The organism is Actinoplanes sp. NPDC049599 (assembly GCF_044465625.1).
In the GTDB taxonomy this organism is placed as follows: domain Bacteria; phylum Actinomycetota; class Actinomycetes; order Mycobacteriales; family Micromonosporaceae; genus Actinoplanes.
In genome coordinates, this window is record NZ_JBITLX010000006.1 from 288,798 (window position 1) to 304,036 (window position 15,239).

General features: G+C 73.4%; 16 protein-coding genes. 5 read left to right on the forward strand and 11 right to left on the reverse strand.

All coding sequences use genetic code 11. The annotated features are described in order from the left end of the window. Positions 1-2: 2 nt before the first annotated feature. Genes ACIBQZ_RS14165 through ACIBQZ_RS14180 form a run of 4 tightly spaced genes read left to right on the forward strand, consistent with a single transcriptional unit; the run spans position 3 to position 4,220 of the window. Complete coding sequence (locus ACIBQZ_RS14165) at positions 3-1,199, forward strand: 2OG-Fe(II) oxygenase (RefSeq protein ID WP_396088993.1); 1,197 nt, start codon at positions 3-5, stop codon at positions 1,197-1,199. Then, positions 1,196-2,080, forward strand: a complete 885-nt coding sequence (locus ACIBQZ_RS14170) for a TauD/TfdA family dioxygenase (protein WP_396088994.1) — start codon at positions 1,196-1,198, stop codon at positions 2,078-2,080. The genes ACIBQZ_RS14165 and ACIBQZ_RS14170 overlap by 4 nt, the downstream gene beginning before the upstream one ends. Beyond that, a complete protein-coding gene (locus ACIBQZ_RS14175) occupies positions 2,077-3,159 on the forward strand; it encodes a glycosyltransferase family 2 protein (protein ID WP_396088995.1) in 1,083 nt (360 codons plus the stop codon). The genes ACIBQZ_RS14170 and ACIBQZ_RS14175 overlap by 4 nt, the downstream gene beginning before the upstream one ends. After that, positions 3,156-4,220, forward strand: a complete 1,065-nt coding sequence (locus ACIBQZ_RS14180) for a glycosyl transferase family 90 (RefSeq protein WP_396088996.1) — start codon at positions 3,156-3,158, stop codon at positions 4,218-4,220. The genes ACIBQZ_RS14175 and ACIBQZ_RS14180 overlap by 4 nt, the downstream gene beginning before the upstream one ends. Here the strand turns inward: ACIBQZ_RS14180 and ACIBQZ_RS14185 are convergent, their stop codons facing one another. Genes ACIBQZ_RS14185 through ACIBQZ_RS14220 form a run of 8 tightly spaced genes read right to left on the reverse strand, consistent with a single transcriptional unit; the run spans position 4,221 to position 12,026 of the window. Beyond that, positions 4,221-5,090, reverse strand: coding sequence for a hypothetical protein (locus ACIBQZ_RS14185; protein WP_396088997.1), 870 nt, complete (start codon positions 5,088-5,090; stop codon positions 4,221-4,223). Beyond that, positions 5,087-5,878, reverse strand: a complete 792-nt coding sequence (dapF, locus tag ACIBQZ_RS14190; protein WP_396089138.1) for a diaminopimelate epimerase — start codon at positions 5,876-5,878, stop codon at positions 5,087-5,089. Before dapF ends, ACIBQZ_RS14185 begins: the two co-directional genes overlap by 4 nt. 17 nt (positions 5,879-5,895) lie before the next feature. Continuing rightward, positions 5,896-7,005 carry a hypothetical protein gene (locus ACIBQZ_RS14195; protein ID WP_396088998.1) on the reverse strand — a complete coding sequence of 370 codons (1,110 nt, stop codon included), beginning with the start codon at positions 7,003-7,005 and terminating at the stop codon, positions 5,896-5,898. Then, positions 6,998-8,173, reverse strand: a complete 1,176-nt coding sequence (locus tag ACIBQZ_RS14200; RefSeq protein ID WP_396088999.1) for a glycosyltransferase family 4 protein — start codon at positions 8,171-8,173, stop codon at positions 6,998-7,000. Before ACIBQZ_RS14200 ends, ACIBQZ_RS14195 begins: the two co-directional genes overlap by 8 nt. Next, a complete protein-coding gene (locus ACIBQZ_RS14205; RefSeq protein ID WP_396089000.1) occupies positions 8,166-8,993 on the reverse strand; it encodes a polysaccharide deacetylase family protein in 828 nt (275 codons plus the stop codon). The genes ACIBQZ_RS14200 and ACIBQZ_RS14205 overlap by 8 nt, the downstream gene beginning before the upstream one ends. Next, the gene (locus ACIBQZ_RS14210) at positions 8,994-10,541 is read right to left on the reverse strand and encodes an L-tyrosine/L-tryptophan isonitrile synthase family protein (RefSeq protein WP_396089001.1); all 1,548 of its coding nucleotides are present in this window, start codon (positions 10,539-10,541) and stop codon (positions 8,994-8,996) included. It lies immediately after the preceding gene. After that, a complete protein-coding gene (locus ACIBQZ_RS14215; RefSeq protein ID WP_396089002.1) occupies positions 10,538-11,845 on the reverse strand; it encodes a hypothetical protein in 1,308 nt (435 codons plus the stop codon). The genes ACIBQZ_RS14210 and ACIBQZ_RS14215 overlap by 4 nt, the downstream gene beginning before the upstream one ends. 4 nt (positions 11,846-11,849) lie before the next feature. Beyond that, positions 11,850-12,026 carry a hypothetical protein gene (locus tag ACIBQZ_RS14220; protein ID WP_396089003.1) on the reverse strand — a complete coding sequence of 59 codons (177 nt, stop codon included), beginning with the start codon at positions 12,024-12,026 and terminating at the stop codon, positions 11,850-11,852. Positions 12,027-12,192: 166 nt separating this feature from the next. Here ACIBQZ_RS14220 and ACIBQZ_RS14225 point away from each other — a divergent pair, with 166 nt between their 5' ends. Next, positions 12,193-12,810, forward strand: coding sequence for a GNAT family N-acetyltransferase (locus ACIBQZ_RS14225; protein WP_396089004.1), 618 nt, complete (start codon positions 12,193-12,195; stop codon positions 12,808-12,810). A 7-nt stretch (positions 12,811-12,817) separates the two neighbouring features. Here the strand turns inward: ACIBQZ_RS14225 and ACIBQZ_RS14230 are convergent, their stop codons facing one another. Genes ACIBQZ_RS14230 through ACIBQZ_RS14240 form a run of 3 tightly spaced genes read right to left on the reverse strand, consistent with a single transcriptional unit; the run spans position 12,818 to position 15,232 of the window. Continuing rightward, positions 12,818-13,840, reverse strand: a complete 1,023-nt coding sequence (locus tag ACIBQZ_RS14230; protein ID WP_396089005.1) for an HAD-IIIC family phosphatase — start codon at positions 13,838-13,840, stop codon at positions 12,818-12,820. A gap of 14 nt (positions 13,841-13,854) precedes the next feature. After that, positions 13,855-14,997: an acyl-CoA dehydrogenase family protein gene (locus ACIBQZ_RS14235; RefSeq protein WP_396089006.1), complete on the reverse strand. Its 1,143-nt coding sequence runs from the start codon at positions 14,995-14,997 to the stop codon at positions 13,855-13,857. Continuing rightward, the gene (locus tag ACIBQZ_RS14240) at positions 14,978-15,232 is read right to left on the reverse strand and encodes a phosphopantetheine-binding protein (RefSeq protein ID WP_396089007.1); all 255 of its coding nucleotides are present in this window, start codon (positions 15,230-15,232) and stop codon (positions 14,978-14,980) included. Before ACIBQZ_RS14240 ends, ACIBQZ_RS14235 begins: the two co-directional genes overlap by 20 nt. Between the last annotated feature and the right edge of the window lie 7 nt (positions 15,233-15,239).

Here is a 15,239-nt window from a genome sequence, read left to right on the forward strand (position 1 = left end):
CGATGCGGCACATTCCCGCGTTCTACTTCGATGCGACCACACTCGAGCAGCGCCTCGCCGGCAGCGGCGGCGCCGCCCGGTTCCGCGCCGCCGAGCCCTTTCCGCACGCCGTGTTCGACGACTTCCTGCCGGCGGAGATCGTCCGGCTGCTGATCGCGGAATTCCCCGGCGTGGACGAGATCGCCTGGACCCCCTGGGGACCCGGGCGCACGGCCGCCGGCACCGCGGGCAAGGCCACCAAGCTGGGCCAGTCCGACGAGCGCTGCTTCCCGCCTTTCATCCGGCACTTCATGGGCCAGCTGCTGTCCGACACCTTCGTCACGTTCGTGCAGGCGGCGTCGGGGATCGACGGGCTCATCGTCGACCCGTCGCACCACGGCTGCGGCCTGCACTCGACCGGCCGGCACGGGCGGCTGATGATCCACACCGACGTGAACCGGCATCCGCACAGCAAACGGCGGATCCACCAGGTGCTCAACCTCATCGTCTACCTGAACGACGACTGGCGCGAGGAGTATCAGGGTCATCTGGAGCTGTGGACCGCCGACCGCAAGCCGGGCAAGCGGATCCTGCCCATCGCCAACCGGGCGGTGCTGTTCGAGACCGGCACGCGCTCCTTCCACGGCCACCCCGAGCCGCTGGCCTGTCCGGAGGGCAGGCGCAGGAACAGCCTGGCGGTCTACTACTACTGCCTCGACCGGCCGCCGTCCCAGACCTACGAGGGCATGCAGCGGCACGCACGCTGGGTGCCGACCGCGGCGGAGGACCTGCGCCGGGCCGCCGAGGTCGCCCGGCGCGCCGAGACGGTGAGCGTACGGGCGCACGGCCGGCGCGCGCGGATGCCGGCCGACCTGCTCCCGGTCGCGATGGCGGGGCTGGGCGAGCACGACGACGCCTACCTGACCGTGCTCCACGAGTCGGCGCTACCGCCGGAGTCCCGCGCCGAGCTCCGGCGGGGACGCTTGGCCGCCATGGTCGCCGGGGACGCCGCGGAGGTCGACCGCTACTACCTGCTCGGCTTCCTCAGCGCCACCGACGGCGCCCGCCTCGGCGACGCCGGCTCGCTGCTGCTGGCGTGCAGCCGGGACGACGGCGCGCTCTACCTCGAGCACCCGGAGACGGGCCGGGGTCTGTTCTACGGCTACTTCGAGAAGCTGGAGCGGGTCCTGCTCCAGGAGAAGGCGGTGACGGACACATGATCACGCTCACGCCGGCCGCGATGCCGGCCGTGCCCGCCGAGGCTGCCGTCGTGCTCCGGGCCGGCGCCGCGGCGTTGCCCGCCCGGACGGACGAGGAACTGCGCTCCCCGGCCGCGCAGCGGGAGCTGCGCGACCTGGTCCGCGCGTCCGCGCCGATCGAGTTCGACGTGCTGCTCGCCGACATCGAGGTCTGCCTGGAGAAGCCGCCGTACATCGCGTACGTGACCGGGCTGCGGTTCGACGACACGAACCACCTGTTCCTGGCGCTCGGCGCGGCGCTCGGCGAGGTCGTGGACCCGTACCACCGGCCCGGTTCCGCCCTGGTGCGGCGGCTGTCCCCGGCCCGCGACCGGCTCGTGCAGGGCGGCACCGACGTGCTGAGCGAGGCCCTGCACACCGACGGCACCGACTCGCCGGAGCCCAACGACATCACCTGCCTGGTGTGCGTACGCCCGGACCAGAACGGGGGCGGGCGGACCCGCCTGCTGGACGCCGAGGGCATCCGCACCCACGTGTTCCCGCGGCTGGACGCCGGGACCGTCCGGATCCTGACGACCGAGGCGATGCCGTGGCGGATCGCGGAGGCGCTCGGCGGCGGCACGGTGCCGGCGCCGGTGCTCGCCGGCGAGGAGCTGCGCTGGCTCCGCCAGGGCGTCGACCCCTCGGTGCCCCCGCGCACCGCGCGGGCGCTGCGGGAATTCGAACGGGCGCTGGCCGCCACCACCGAGGTCGTCGAGTTCGCCATGGCCCGCAACTCGCTGCTCGTCATGAACAACCGGCGCACGCTGCACGCGCGTACCGGGGTCCCGGACCGCGGCCGGTCCCGGCGCCTGGTGCTGCGGACGAAGGTCTTCCGCCGCGGCCCGGGCGAGGGGGCGTGAGCGGAGGCGGAGATCGTCGGCCGGGCCATCCGCTCAGCGTCGTCGTGCCGGTCCACAACGCCGAGCGCACGCTGCGGGCGTGCCTGGACAGCGTGGTCCGGCAGACCATGTCCGGCATCGAGGTCGTCGCGGTCGACGACGGCAGCACCGACGGCTCCGCGGCGGTGCTGGCGGAGTACCGGGACGCCTACCCGGACCGGGTGGTGGTGCTCAGGACCGGCAACCAGGGGGCCAATCGTGCCCGCAACGAGGCGCTGAAGCACGTCACCGGCGCGTACGTGGTGTTCCTGGACAGCGACGACGTGCTCGCGCCGGACATGTGCGAGAAGCTGCACACGCGGGCGGTCCGCGGCGACGACGACGTGGTCCTCTGTGGCGCTTACCACGTGCACGAGGACGGCGTGACCCGGGAGACGGTCGGGACCCGCCTGGACCGTCAGGACTTCAACCTGCGCGACCACGCGTACGCGTTCGTGCACCTCTCCCCGTTCCCCTGGGCCAAGCTGTTCCGCCGCGACCTGCTGGACGGCCTGGAGTTCCCCGAGCTGTCCTCCTTCGCCGGCAACAGCGGCCTGTACGCAGATCTGGTCCTGGTCTTCCAGGCGTGCTCGCGGGCCGGCCGGATCGGGGTGGTCGAGGAGCCGCTGTACCACTACCGCCGGACGACCGTGCGCGGGTTCTCCCGGCGCACGCTGGACGTGGTGCGGGCGTTCGAGCTGGTGACCGAGGACCTGCGCCGGACCGGCCGGCTGGACGGGCTCCGCGACGAGCTGGAGTGCGTCTGCGTCCGGCACTTCCTGCACCGCTACCCGCGGCTGTTCAAGCGCCGCGGCGACCTGGCCCTGAAGCTGGAGTTCATCGCCGCGACCCACGGCTTCCTCGACCGGGAGTTCCCCCGCTGGCGCCGCAACAGGTACCTGCGCCGGTCGTCCCGCCGGGCCCGGGCCGTGATCCGGCTCTACGCCGGCCGGGCCCGGATGACCCGGCTGGTGCGCCTGCGCGCCCACGTGCCGGATGCCGTGGCCGGCCCGCTCGCCCGGCGGCTGGAGCGGATCAACGTGCTCACCGAGCACCGATGACCGGGGACCCGCCGCCGGACGCGATCACCGCGGCTCTGCGGGACAGCTTCGGCGACCTCGCCAGGAACCGCATCCGGGGCGCGGCGCTGGACGCGTTCGAGGCCTTCGTGACCGCGCCGGGGGCGCTGACCCAGCCGTCGCTGCTGGTGCGCTGCCGGATCGGCGCCGGCGAGCCGGAGATCCGGGTGGTGGTGGACAAGCCGATCTCCCGCTGGCGGCTGGGGCGGTGCTTCGTGCCGTTCCTGCGGCGGGCGCTGCCGGCGGTGCGGGGCCGCGCCGAGTTCTTCGCGCTGATCAGTGACACCCTGCACGTCCCGGCGCACCTGGAGCCGGCGTACGCCGGCCACCTGCGGCGCGTGCCGCTGCTGCGCTGCGACCGGTCGGCGACCGATCCGGTGAGCCTGCCGGCGATCCTCATGCCCGACTTCTTCATGCAGGACAACCGGTACGGCGCCGAGCTCCGGGAGATCGGCGAGGCGGTACGGGCGCATCCGTTCGACCGGCGGCGCGATGTGATCATGTGGCGGGGGAGCCTGTCCGGTCCGGACTACCCGACGCCGGCGAACTACCGGAGTTTTCCGCGGTTCCAGCTGTGCCGGCTGGCGCTCCAGCACCCGGACGTCCTCGACGCGCGGCTCTGCAACTACGACGTCGGTGACGCCGCGCTGAGCGGGTTCCTGGAGCAGGAGTACGGCGCCCCGGCCGAGACGCTCCCCGCGGCCGGCTTCGTGCCGTACAAGTATCTGATCTCGCTCGACGGGGTGGGCGCCGCCTGGAAGCGCACCGCCACGATCCTGGCGTCCGGGGCGGTGCTGCTGCTGCACCACCGGTGGACCCAGTTCTTCTATCCCGGTCTGCGGCCCGGGGTGCACTACGTGCCGGTGGCGTTCGACTTCTCCGACCTGATCGACCGCTACGAGTGGCTGGCCGCCCACCCCGAGCGGGCGCGGCAGATCGCGGAGAACGGCCGGCGCTTCGCCCGGCGGGTGCTGACCCCGCCGGCGCTGGAGGCCTACTTCGCCCAGGTCCTCACGCTGTGCGGGGAGTTCTCCGAGCCGTGATCACCCGAGGGCGGCGGTGAACGCGGCGCTCATCGAGGTCAGGAACGTCCTGGTCACGTACCGGCGGCGCTCGTTGACCAGGTCGCCCTCGTCCAGGATCGCCGGGTTGGTGTTGATCTCGAACGTGATGATGCCGCCGGTCGGGCGCGCGGCGAAGTCGATCCGGCCGTAGTCGATGCCGGCCTCGGCGAACACCTCGGCCACCCGGGCGGCGTGCTCGTTCGCGGCGATGTAGGCGGCCTCGCGGGCGATCTGCTCGTCCGTGGTGCGCCGGGGCCGCTTGACCGACCAGTCCGGGGAGAAGAACAGGTGCCGGGGGATGACCTGGCCGCACCAGCCCACAGCGCCGTACTTGTGGAACAGGTCCGCCGGGCGCCGCCGGCAGTCCGCGAACTCCACGACGAGGTCCGGCCCGCCGGGGCCGGCGGCGGCGACGGCCGCGCGCACCTCCGCGGCCGAGTGCAGCAGGGCCGTGCGCGGGCCGTCGTGGTCGCGGTCGCCGCGCAGGAAGACCGGATACCGCAGGTGCTGGCCGCCGTCCAGGGCAGCCGCGCGGTGCTCGTTGAGGCCCACCTCGGCCAGGTGCCGCAGCAGCTCGAGCCGGGTCTTCACCCGCGACGGCGAGTTGAGCACGCGGCCGGCGCCGCGCCGGCGCAGCTCGTCCTCGGCCTCGACCAGCCTCGGGCGGTCCGCGGCGGCGAAGCGTTCGAGGTCGCAGAGCACCACCAGGGCGTCGGCGACCGGCACCCGCCCGGGCGCCGCGTAGTCGGCCACGTGCACCGGCAGGTCGTGGTCGTCGCGCATCACCCGCGCGAAGAGTTCGTGGGTGTAGCGGTGCTCCTCGTGGGTGACGAAGACGACGGATCTCATCGGGACATCCCCAGCGCCCGCCGGTCGACCTGGAGGTCGGCCTCGGCGATCAGCCGGGCCGGCCCGGTCAGCCGCCACGTGCCGGGGCCCGGCTCGACGCGCAGCGTGAAACCGCCGGCGGTCCGGAAGGCCAGCGGCCGATCATCGCCGAGGGTCAGCGCCGCGGCGACGCACCCGCTGCCGCACGCCAGGGTCTCCGCCTCCACGCCGCGCTCGTAGCTCCGGATCCGGTACGTGCCGCGCTCGCCGCTGACCAGATGCACGTTGGTGCCGGCCGGGAACGCCGGCTGGTAGCCGCGGATCGCCGCGGCGACCCGGGGGAAGTCGGGGTCGTCGAGCAGCCGGCGGCCGACGTGCGCCACGAAGTGCGGGTCGGCGATCGGCGCGGACCAGCCGCCCGGCACACCCAGCCCGGGCGGCAGCGGCACCCACGCGGGTACGACCGCCGGGCCGGCGAACGCGAGGCACACCTCGCCGTCCGCGCGGGCCGTCGCGTGCAGTTCGCCGTACCCGGTCCGCAGCAGGATCGCGTCCGGGCGCCAGCCGAGCTGGCAGGCCCGCAGGGCGGCGCACCGGGCGCCGTTGAAGCACATCTTCGCCGCGCTGCCGTCGCCGTTGAAGTACCGCACCCGCAGCGGCGCGCCGGGCGACTCCGCATCGAGGAACAGCGCGCCGTCGGCGCCCAGGCCCGTGCGCCGGCCGCACGCGTACGCGATCAGCGGCGGCAACCGCAGGTCCGCCGGCAGCGGGCCGGTGAACAGCAGGAAGTCGTTGCCCGCCCCGTGCATCTTGGCCACCGGTATCCTCATCGGAGCGCACCCGCCAGGTCCTTCTCGAGCAACGTGCGGACGCCCACCGCCCCGTCCGTCCGCAGGGCCAGGGCCGGCACCGGGCCGGCGGCCGCGGCCGACCAGTTCGCCCGGACGGCGCCCGCCAGCGCGTCCAGGCTCTCCAGCCGCTGCACGGGGTGGTAGCGGGCCAGCCGGTCGGCGAACCGCCGCTGCTCGTCCTCGTCGCCGGTGCGGCTGGGGTGGACGATCAGCCGCGCCCCGCCGAGGGCCGACTCCAGCAGCGAGTTCAAGCCGCCGCTGGACACCACCACGGCCGCGGTCCGGTGCAGCTCCGGCAGGTCCTCGCGGGTCGGATACACCGCGCAGTTGGCGGGGATCGTGAGCTCGGCCGGGGACAGCCGGGACCGGGGGCCGAGCACGACCGTCATGGTGATGTCGGGATGGTCACGCGCCACGGACACGCAGCGGCGCATCAGCTCCTCGGCCTGATGACCGCTGCCGCCCGAGCACACGACCGTCCGGGACCGGTCCCCGGCCGCGCCGGGCGCCGGGGCCACGAACCCGACGTACGCCAGCTTCGCCCGGGCGTCCGCGCAGTAGCCGTCCTCGGCGGCGAGGTCGACGACCCGCGGATCGGCGGCCACCACGATCCGGTCGTACGTGTCGGCGATCTCCTGGGTCGCGGCCCCGCGCAGGGCCTCCCGGTCCGCGGTGTCCGTGGTGCCGCGATGCAGGAAGTACCGCAGGCTGTCCCGGGTGCCGAAGAGGACGTCCAGCTCGCGCCGCTGGCCGTACGGCAGGTAGTCGACGATGATCGCGTCGGGCCGGTAGAGCCGGGCGACGTCCCGGATCGCCTCCGCGCGGAACCGGGTGGCCTGCTCCCGGGAGAGCTCGATCCACGGGGTCCGGCCGGCCCGGTCGGCCCGCCACCGGTCGATGCCCTCCCAGTCGGGCAGCTTCACCAGACCGCACTGCGGCGGCACGATCCAGCCCGCCTCGCGCATGCCGCACGCCACCAGGGTCGAGAAGCGTTCCTGGAGCACGCCGGCGAGCCGGGAGATCCGCCGGAGGTGGCCGAGGCCGGTGCCGTCATGGCAGAAGAGCAGGACGCGCGGGCTACCCATCGGCGGCCACCTTCCGGAGCAGGCCGGCCCAGGCCGCCCATTCGCGGTCCGGGGCGAAGCGGCGGCGGAACCCGTCGACCGCGGTGTCGTCGATCCGCAGACGGCCACCGAGCAGGTCGCCGGCCAGCGTGCGCAGCGCCTCGTGGAAGCCGGGCGCGTCGGCCACCGGCACCAGCCGGAGGTGCCCGGGTGGTGCCTCGTCGGCGAGCTCGCCGCAGCGGGTGGTCACCATGGGCACGCCCAGGCACAACGCCAGGGCGCGCGCCGCCGACGAGCCCTCGCCCAGGGTCGCCGAGGCGTAGATGTCCGAGGCGCGGAGCCGGTCGACGATCTGGGCGCGGTCGAGCGGGCCGGGGAAGCACACCGTGGGGCCCGCCTCCTGCTCGGCCCGGCGCCGGCGGGCGGCCCAGTAGTCCTCCTGCCCGCCCTGGTCGGTGCCGCAGACGGTCAGCCGGGCGTCGACCCCACCCGCCCGCAGCGCGGCGAAGGCGTCGAGCAGCACGCCCGTACCTTTCTTGAAGCTGAACCCGCCGTCGGAGAAGATGCCGATCCCCGGTCCGGCGGGCCGGTGCCGGCGCCGGCCGGGCGGCTCCACCGAGGTCTCGATCACCTCGAACGCCGTGCCGGGCAGGTGGCGGCGCAGCTCGCGGACCTGCTCCGTGCTCTTGCCCACGACCACGCGGGCCGCGCGGCAGACCTCCAGCAGCGCCAGCCGATCGATCTTGTTGCGGAAGCCCCGGGTGAAGTCCGTGCCGGCCAGCAGCGGCACGTGCGGCAGCCCGAGCGCCTCGGTGACCAGGTGCGCGGTGAAGCCGACGGTCGTGGCGAAGGTCGACAGCACCACGGCGGGACCGGCGCCGAGCCGCTTGCCGAGCTCGGTGCGCAGGCACGCGAAGCTCAGCCGTGAGCGTTCCTGCTCGAAGAGCCGGCGCTCCAGGCCGGCGGCGTGCAGCGGGGCCTCCCACGGCGCGCGCAGGCTCGCCACGTCCACGATCTCGAACGGCCGGCCGCGGTGCTGCCGCGGGTCGACCGGGTCCTCGCACGCGTACACCACCGGGCGGAGCCCGCGGTCGCCGAGCGCGGTGGCCAGCTCGCCGGTCCATCGCTCCAGGCCGCCGCCGTGGGGCGCGAACCGGCTGGTGGCGATGTGCACGGCCGGGTCAGCCATGGCCGGCCTGCAGCGGGGTGGTCAGGTCGCGGCGGTTCCACTGCCGGTCGCCGAGGAAGCCGTCCGCGAGCCCGGCGTGGGCCAGCAGGATGCGCCCGGGCACCTCCCGCGCGGCGCGACCGGTCAGCGGCGCGAGGCCGTACGGGACGGCGTAGTGCTCGGGGCGGGAGCCCAGCCGGTCGTGGAACCACTCCTGGGCGCCGCGCAGGTCGGCGACCAGCTCCGCCTCGGTCATGGCGGCGATGTCGCGGTGGTCCCAGCCGTGGCTGCCGATCCGCACATCCCGGGCGACCAGGTCCCGCAGATCGTCGACGGTCATCGTCCGCGCGTGCTCGGGCACCGCTTCCGACGCCGGCCGCAGCAGCCCGGCGACCTCGTCGAGCAGGTCGTCGGTGGCCTCCTCGGGCAGCGGCATGAGCCGCGCCTTGACGGCCAGCCGGAACGCGCGCAGGGCCCGGCCGGGCCGCAGCTCGAACTCGCGGCCGTCGAACACCGCGGAGCCGGCCCGGCGCTGGTCCATGATCACGTCGAACCTGCTGAACCAGTAGGTGCGGCGGCGGTCGATCTGCGCCGGGTTCACGAAGAGCGTCACCTCGTGCCCGGCGGCGCGGGCGAGGCGGCAGGCCCGGGCCGCCCCGCACGTCGAGTCGTCGATCGTGAGCACGTCGCCGTCCGCGGCGCCGGCGATGCTCCGGTACGGCACGCGGCGCTCGTCGAGGTGCCGCTTCAGGGCCTCCTCGGGCACGTAGTTCCGCTCGGTCTGCACGGACGGGTGCCACGACGGCACGCAGCCGTGCAGCAGATGGGTCAGGCCGGCCATCTAGGACACCCTTCTGCGCGCCAGCGAGCCGCCCAGGGCGCCGAGGAAGGCGGCGGCGTCCGCGTGCGGGAGGTCGGGGTGGAGGTAGAACAGCGGCTGCTCCGCACCGGCGACGCGCACCGGGACCGCGCCGGCGCCCTCCACGGCGAGCACCGGCAGGGTGCACAGCTTGATCTCTTTCCGCTTGGTGAGCTTGAAGACCGCGACCCCGGCCCAGGCCTGGACGCGCAGCCCGTTCGCGGTCGCGGTGGCGATCGCGAGCTGCCCCGGCTTGGCGTGGATCGTCCACCGGACCTGCCCCGGCAGGCAGGTCAGGATGGGGTCCTCGGCCAGCTCCCGGTCGCTCTTGATCTCGGCCAGGTAGTCGATCGCGGTGGCCCAGGCCTCCCGGAGCATCGCCTGCCGCAGGTATTCCCGGGTCGCGTCGGTCGGCGCGAACCGGGCGGCGGTGGCCAGCGCCGCGCCGGCCTCCGCGAGCTCGGCGGGGGAGAGCACGGCGTACGGCTCGAACAGATGCGCGGTCAGCTCGCGGTAGAGGGCGCGGTAGGCCGGGGCGCTCAGCCGTGGGACCCGGTCGAGTGTTCGGTAGTGGACGGTGAACACCAGCGACTTCAGCAGCGACACGAACCGGCCCTCGGGGTTGGCGTACTCCGGGTCGGGCTCGACGGCGGCGGCGGTGCGCAGCATCGTGGCCGGCTCGTACGGGTCGAGGACCGGCCAGAGCACCTTCGCGTACTCGATCCGCGCGTCCGCGGCGATCGCGGCCTTGACCTCCCGCGCGGCCGGCGGCAACGCCTCCCGCAGCAGCGACCGGTAGTCCACCAGCGTGATGTACTGGTCCAGGCCCAGCCGCCGCACCCACCGCTGCAGGCCGGCCCGGTAGCGGTCGACGGCGCTGTCCGGCTCGTGCACGATCCGGTTGAACCGGCTGCCGTCCGAGACCACCGTGAACCCGGCCAGCCGGCCGGTCAGCCCGGGCCGCGCGGCGCGGTAGACCAGCTCGACGGTGGCCGCGATCTCGTAGAGCTCCAGCAGGAAGTTCAGCTCGGCGAGGTCCGGCAGCCGGCCGCGGGTGCGCAGCGGCGAGGAGAACTTGAACGGCAGCGCGGGGATGACCATCCTGATCGGACGGTCGGCGTCGACGTGCGCCGCGACCGTGCGGCAGAGCAGCTCCCGCGAGCAGGTCTGCCGCGTGCCCCGCTGGTACTGGCGGTCGAACAGGACCTCCGTGACGACCTGGGCGGGGCCGACCTCGCGCGGATCGCCCAGCCCGTAGGCCCGGTACTGTTCCCGGGCGCGGGCGGTGGCGGCCTCGGCGCGCTCGCGGGAGAACGCCTCGCACGCGCGCAGCAGCGCCGGGATCAGGGTCTGCTCGACGGCCTCCGCGGTGATGGTGAGCGCGCTCGCGGTGAACCGGTCGTCGTCGTAGAGCGCGAGCCGGCCGTCCCGGGCCAGGCCCTGCATGCAGTGCGCGCTGATGACGGCCTCTTCGATCCGATCGAGGCCGGCGGTGTAGCCGAGCGCCGGGGCAACGGGGCCGTGGCTCATAGGAACCGCCGCAATTTACCCCCTGGCGTGTTGATCACGGGAACCCGGCGCACCGCGAACCGGGCGCCCGGGAAGCGCTTGCGCAGGCTGCCGGCCACGGCGGCCGACGTGCGGCGCTCGTCGGCGGACGGCTCGGGCAGCCACGAGACGACGATCTGCCGGTCGTCGCCGGGCGCGACCTGATACTGCCGGACCGCGCCCGCGCCGGCGGCCTCGATCACGGCGGCCAGGTCGGCGGCCGCTATCGGCTCGCCGCCGGTGCCGTACGCGGCGCGCTCGCGCCCGGGCAGGGCCACGATGGTCTGGCCGTCGTGCCCGCAGGCGCAGGCGCCGGTTGTCACCGTTGCCCGGTCGCCGAGGCGGTAGCGGACGAAGGCGTGCCGCCAGTTGATCGTGTTGGTGATCAGCAGGCGGCCGGTGCCCACCGGGGCGGTGCTGCCGTCGGCCGTCTCGACCTCGACGGCCAGCGCATCGGCCTGCACGTGCAGGCCGGTGCGGTGCGGGCACTCCAGGGCGATCATCCCGGACTCGCTCGCCACGTACGCGTCGGCGACCGGGCAACCGAACCAGGCCGCCAGCCGGTCGCGGTCGTCGGGGTAGAGGTTTTCCCCGCTGCACACCACGGCCGTCGGCGTGATCCGCCGCTCCGGGGCCAGCAGGGCGTCCAGCTCGATCAGGCGCAGCAGCACGGACGGCTTGCCGTGCAGCAGCGCGACCGGGGCGCCGCGGAGATAGCGGACCAGCGCCTCGTCGGTGGCGGCGTCGCGGCTGAGCACCAGCCGGCGCAGGACCGTCCCCTCCAGGGCGGGCATCACCAGCGAGAAGCGGCGGTCGCCGGGCAGGTCCGAGACCACGAACACCGAGGGCGCGCCCGGGACCAGCGAGGTCAGGAATTCCGGCAGGGCCGTGGAGAACCGCAGATAGCTCGCGTGATTGAACTCGAAGAGTGTCGGGAGGTCCCACGCGACCCGCAGGCTGGGCCCGAGCGTGCCATTCGTATGAATCGCCATTTTCTTGGCGAGAAGGTCGTCGAACGGAACACTGACGAATTGCCGGCGATCGGCGTCGTGATCGGCCCGGCCGACAACGGGGAATCGCCGCAGAGGGGGCACGTCGCCGGCGAAGAGACGCCGGTAGAACGGCACGGTCGACGTGCAGTTCGCCAGGAACGACCGCATCGGTTCCGGCTGACCCAGTCTTTCCAGCCACCGCGGATATGCTTCGTACGCCAATCGGAGATTGATGCCGGGGCTGTCCGGCGGCAGCTCGTCGGAGACCAGATCCTCCAGCGCGGCCGTGCCCATGGGATCAGGCCATGACGAGAATGTTGAATCCCCGCGCGAAGCGCAGTTGATCGTCGGAGATGTCCGCGATGGCCTTGGTGAGGGCGGCCCGCGCCTCGTCGGTGGAGGCGAAGCGCTCCTGCGCAATCTTCAGCACGCGGGTTCTGGCCGCCGGCTGGATCGCGGACGAATACTTGTCCATCTTTTCCTCCGTTGTGGGAATTGGGATGTTTAGCGATGGCTGTTTCCCGGGAAACCTCCTCAACGTAGCATCGGAGCCGACCCTGAGACGCCATCTGTCGGCTTTCGGGCTCGGGTCCAATGGTGGCCTTTCGGGATCTTGAAAGGCACCGGAAAGGGGAGGGTCGATGAGCTTTGCCGCGCCCGGTCCGCTCCGGGGACCCCGCGTGCTGCTGGAGCCGCTGAATGACGATCATCGGGAGCCGTTGCGGCTGGCCGCGGCCGAGGATCAGTCGATCTGGACGTACTTCCCGATCAACTACAACGGCGCCGGCGAGGATTTCGACGAATGGTTCGACTACACCATGGCGCGGCGCCGCGCCGATGAGCACTATCCGTTCGCGGTGCGCCGGCGCGACGGCGACCGGGTCGTCGGCACGACCCGCTTCTACGACATGGTCCCGGACCACCGGCGCCTGGCGATCGGGTCGACCTGGTACACCCCGGACGCCCGGGGCACGCTGATCAACCCGGAGGTCCGGCTGCTGACGCTCACGTACGCCTTCGACGTGCTGGCGGTCAACCGGGTGGAGCTGATCACCGACCCGCGCAACCTGAGCTCGCGGGCCGCGATGCGGATCCTGGGCGCCGTCGAGGAGGGGGTGATCCGCCGGCACCTGATCTACAAGGACGGCCGGGTCCGGGATTCCGTGCTGTTCAGCATCATCAGCGGCGAGTGGCCGGACGTGCGCGACCGGCTGCTGGGCCGGCTCGGCTACCCGGCGGACGCGATCGCGGTCGGCTGAGCCGGTGCTATCCGGGGGTGTGGACCGTGACCCCGCGCGGGCGCGGCCGGATGTGCACCAGGTCGTGCTCCAGCAGCACGGTGCCGCCGTCCGTCCCGATCTCCCGGAAGCCGTGGAACTTGTAGGTCAGGTACATCAGGCGGTTGCGGTCGTTGGGCACGAACTCGGCGCGCAGCGACACGCCCCGGCGCTGCGCGGACTCCAGGATGTGGGTCATCATGATGCCGCCGACCCCGCGGGACACGACCCGGCACGACGTGATGAACAGCCTGATCAGCCAGGCGTGCGGGCCCCGGTCGACCAGGGCCAGCCCGACCGTGCCGCTGGTGCCGTACCGGTCGGTCAGGCCGGCCACCAGGAGCAGGTGGTCGGGCGAGCGGGTCAGCGCGCAGAGCTGCTCGTACGAGTAGGGCCGCCCGGTGGTGTTGAGCTGGTGGGTCCGCACCGTCAGCTCCTCGGCCCGGCGCAGGTCCGGCTCGCCGGCCGGCCGGATCGTCACGTGCATGCCGAGCGTGGCGAGGAATTCCTCCCGGGTGCCCGGGAACTCGCTCTCGTCCCTTTTGCGCACCTCGTCGGTGACGTACATCGTGCGTCTGATCCGCGACTCGGCGGTGACGAAGCGGGGGCGCATCCCCGGCAGGCCGAGCAGCCCGCCGAGGTCGGCGGCGTCGATGGTGGTGACCATCGGCAGCGCGTGACGCACCTCGTCGCGCTCGACGGCCTGGTCGTCGACGAAGGCCACGGCGTCGAGCCCGATGCCGAGCCGGTCGGCCACGGCCCGGACCGACCGGGACTTGTCGGCCCAGCAGATCTGCGGGTGCAGGAAGAACTCGTCGAGCCCGAACGCCACCACCCGCGCCCAGGCCGGCTCGTGGTCGTTGCGGCTGGCGATGGACTGCAGGATGCCGCGACGGTCCAGCTCCCGCACCACCTCGCCGGCCCCGGGCGTGAGCACGGGCTCGTCACCGTCGACCAGCGTGCCGCGCCACAGCGTCTCGTCGAGGTCCCAGACCACACATTTGATCAACAAGACCGCCCCGATCCCTAGTCCCGGTACGGCCGCTGGAAGGCGTAGTTCGCCAGCGAGATCTGGTGGATCTCGGCGGTGCCCTCGACGATGCCCATGACGGTGGCGTCACGCAGGTAGCGGCCCACCGGGTAGTCCGGCCCGCAGCCGTTCGCGCCGTGCAGGTGGACCGCGTCGGTGGCGGCCCGCAGCGCCGCGCCGGCCGCGAAGTACTTGGCCATCGAGGTCTCCATCACCGCCCGCGGGTCGCCGTCCTGGCGCAGGCAGGCGCTGCGGTGGCAGAGCGCGCGGGCGGCGGTGTACGCGACCAGCATGTCGGTCAGGTGCCGGCGGACCAGCTGGTAGTCCTTGAGCGCGTGCCCGCCCTGCCGGCGCTGCCGGGTGTACGAGACACAGGCGTCCAGGCAGGCCTGGATGATGCCGGTGCTGCCCCAGGCGACGGAGGCCCGGCCGTGGTCGAGGGCGGTGTGGGCCACGAAGCCGGTGCCCGTGCCGGCCGGGCCGAGGCGGCGGGCCGCGGGGACCACGACGTCGTCGAGGCGCAGCTCGGCCGGCATCGAGCCGCGGGTGCCGAGCAGGTCCCGTACCGGGGTCACCGTCAGGCCGTCGCTGTGCCGGTCCACGACCAGGGCGATCGGCCGGTGGTCGCAGTGCGCGAGCACCAGGAAGAGGTCGGCGATCTGGCCGTAGGTCGTCCATTTCTTGACGCCGTTCACCCGGTAGCCGCCGCCGTGCGGCACCGCCTCGGTCTCCAGCACGTCGACCGAGCTGCCCGCGTTCGGCTCGGTCAGGGCGAAGGCGATGAGCTGCTCGCCGGTGCAGAGCCGGGGCAGCAGCTCCGCGCGCTGGTCCGGGTCGCCGGCCCGGAAGATCGCCTGGGCCGCCATGTTGTGGACCGTCATCAGGCTGCGCACCGACGAGCAGGCCCTGCCGATCTCCTCGGTCACCAGGCCGTAGCTGACCGGGTCGAGACCGCCCCCGCCCCACCGCTCGGGCAGGGCCGCGCCGAGGTAGCCGCTGCTCCGCATCGCCGCCAGCACGTGCTCGGGGGTGCTCTGCCGCTGGTCGATCTCGCCGGCCCACGGCGTGATCGACGCGGCGGCGAACTCCCGCGCCCGGTCGCGGTGGCCGAGCTGGCCGTCAGTCAGCCGGACGCTCATGTCCGGCCTCCAGCTTGCCGAGGACCAGCCGGGTCAGCGCGTCGACGGAGCAGAAGTTGTCGATGTCCAGGTCCGGCAGCTCCACGGTGATCGGGAACTCGCTCTCGACGAACGTCACCAGCTGCAGGGCGAACAGCGAGTCGACCACGCCGAGGGCGAAGATGTCGTCTTCGTCGCGGAACTCCTCGGTGATCGCCTTGTCGAGGTAGCGCCTGATCCTGCTCCGTACGTCCATCGGGGTC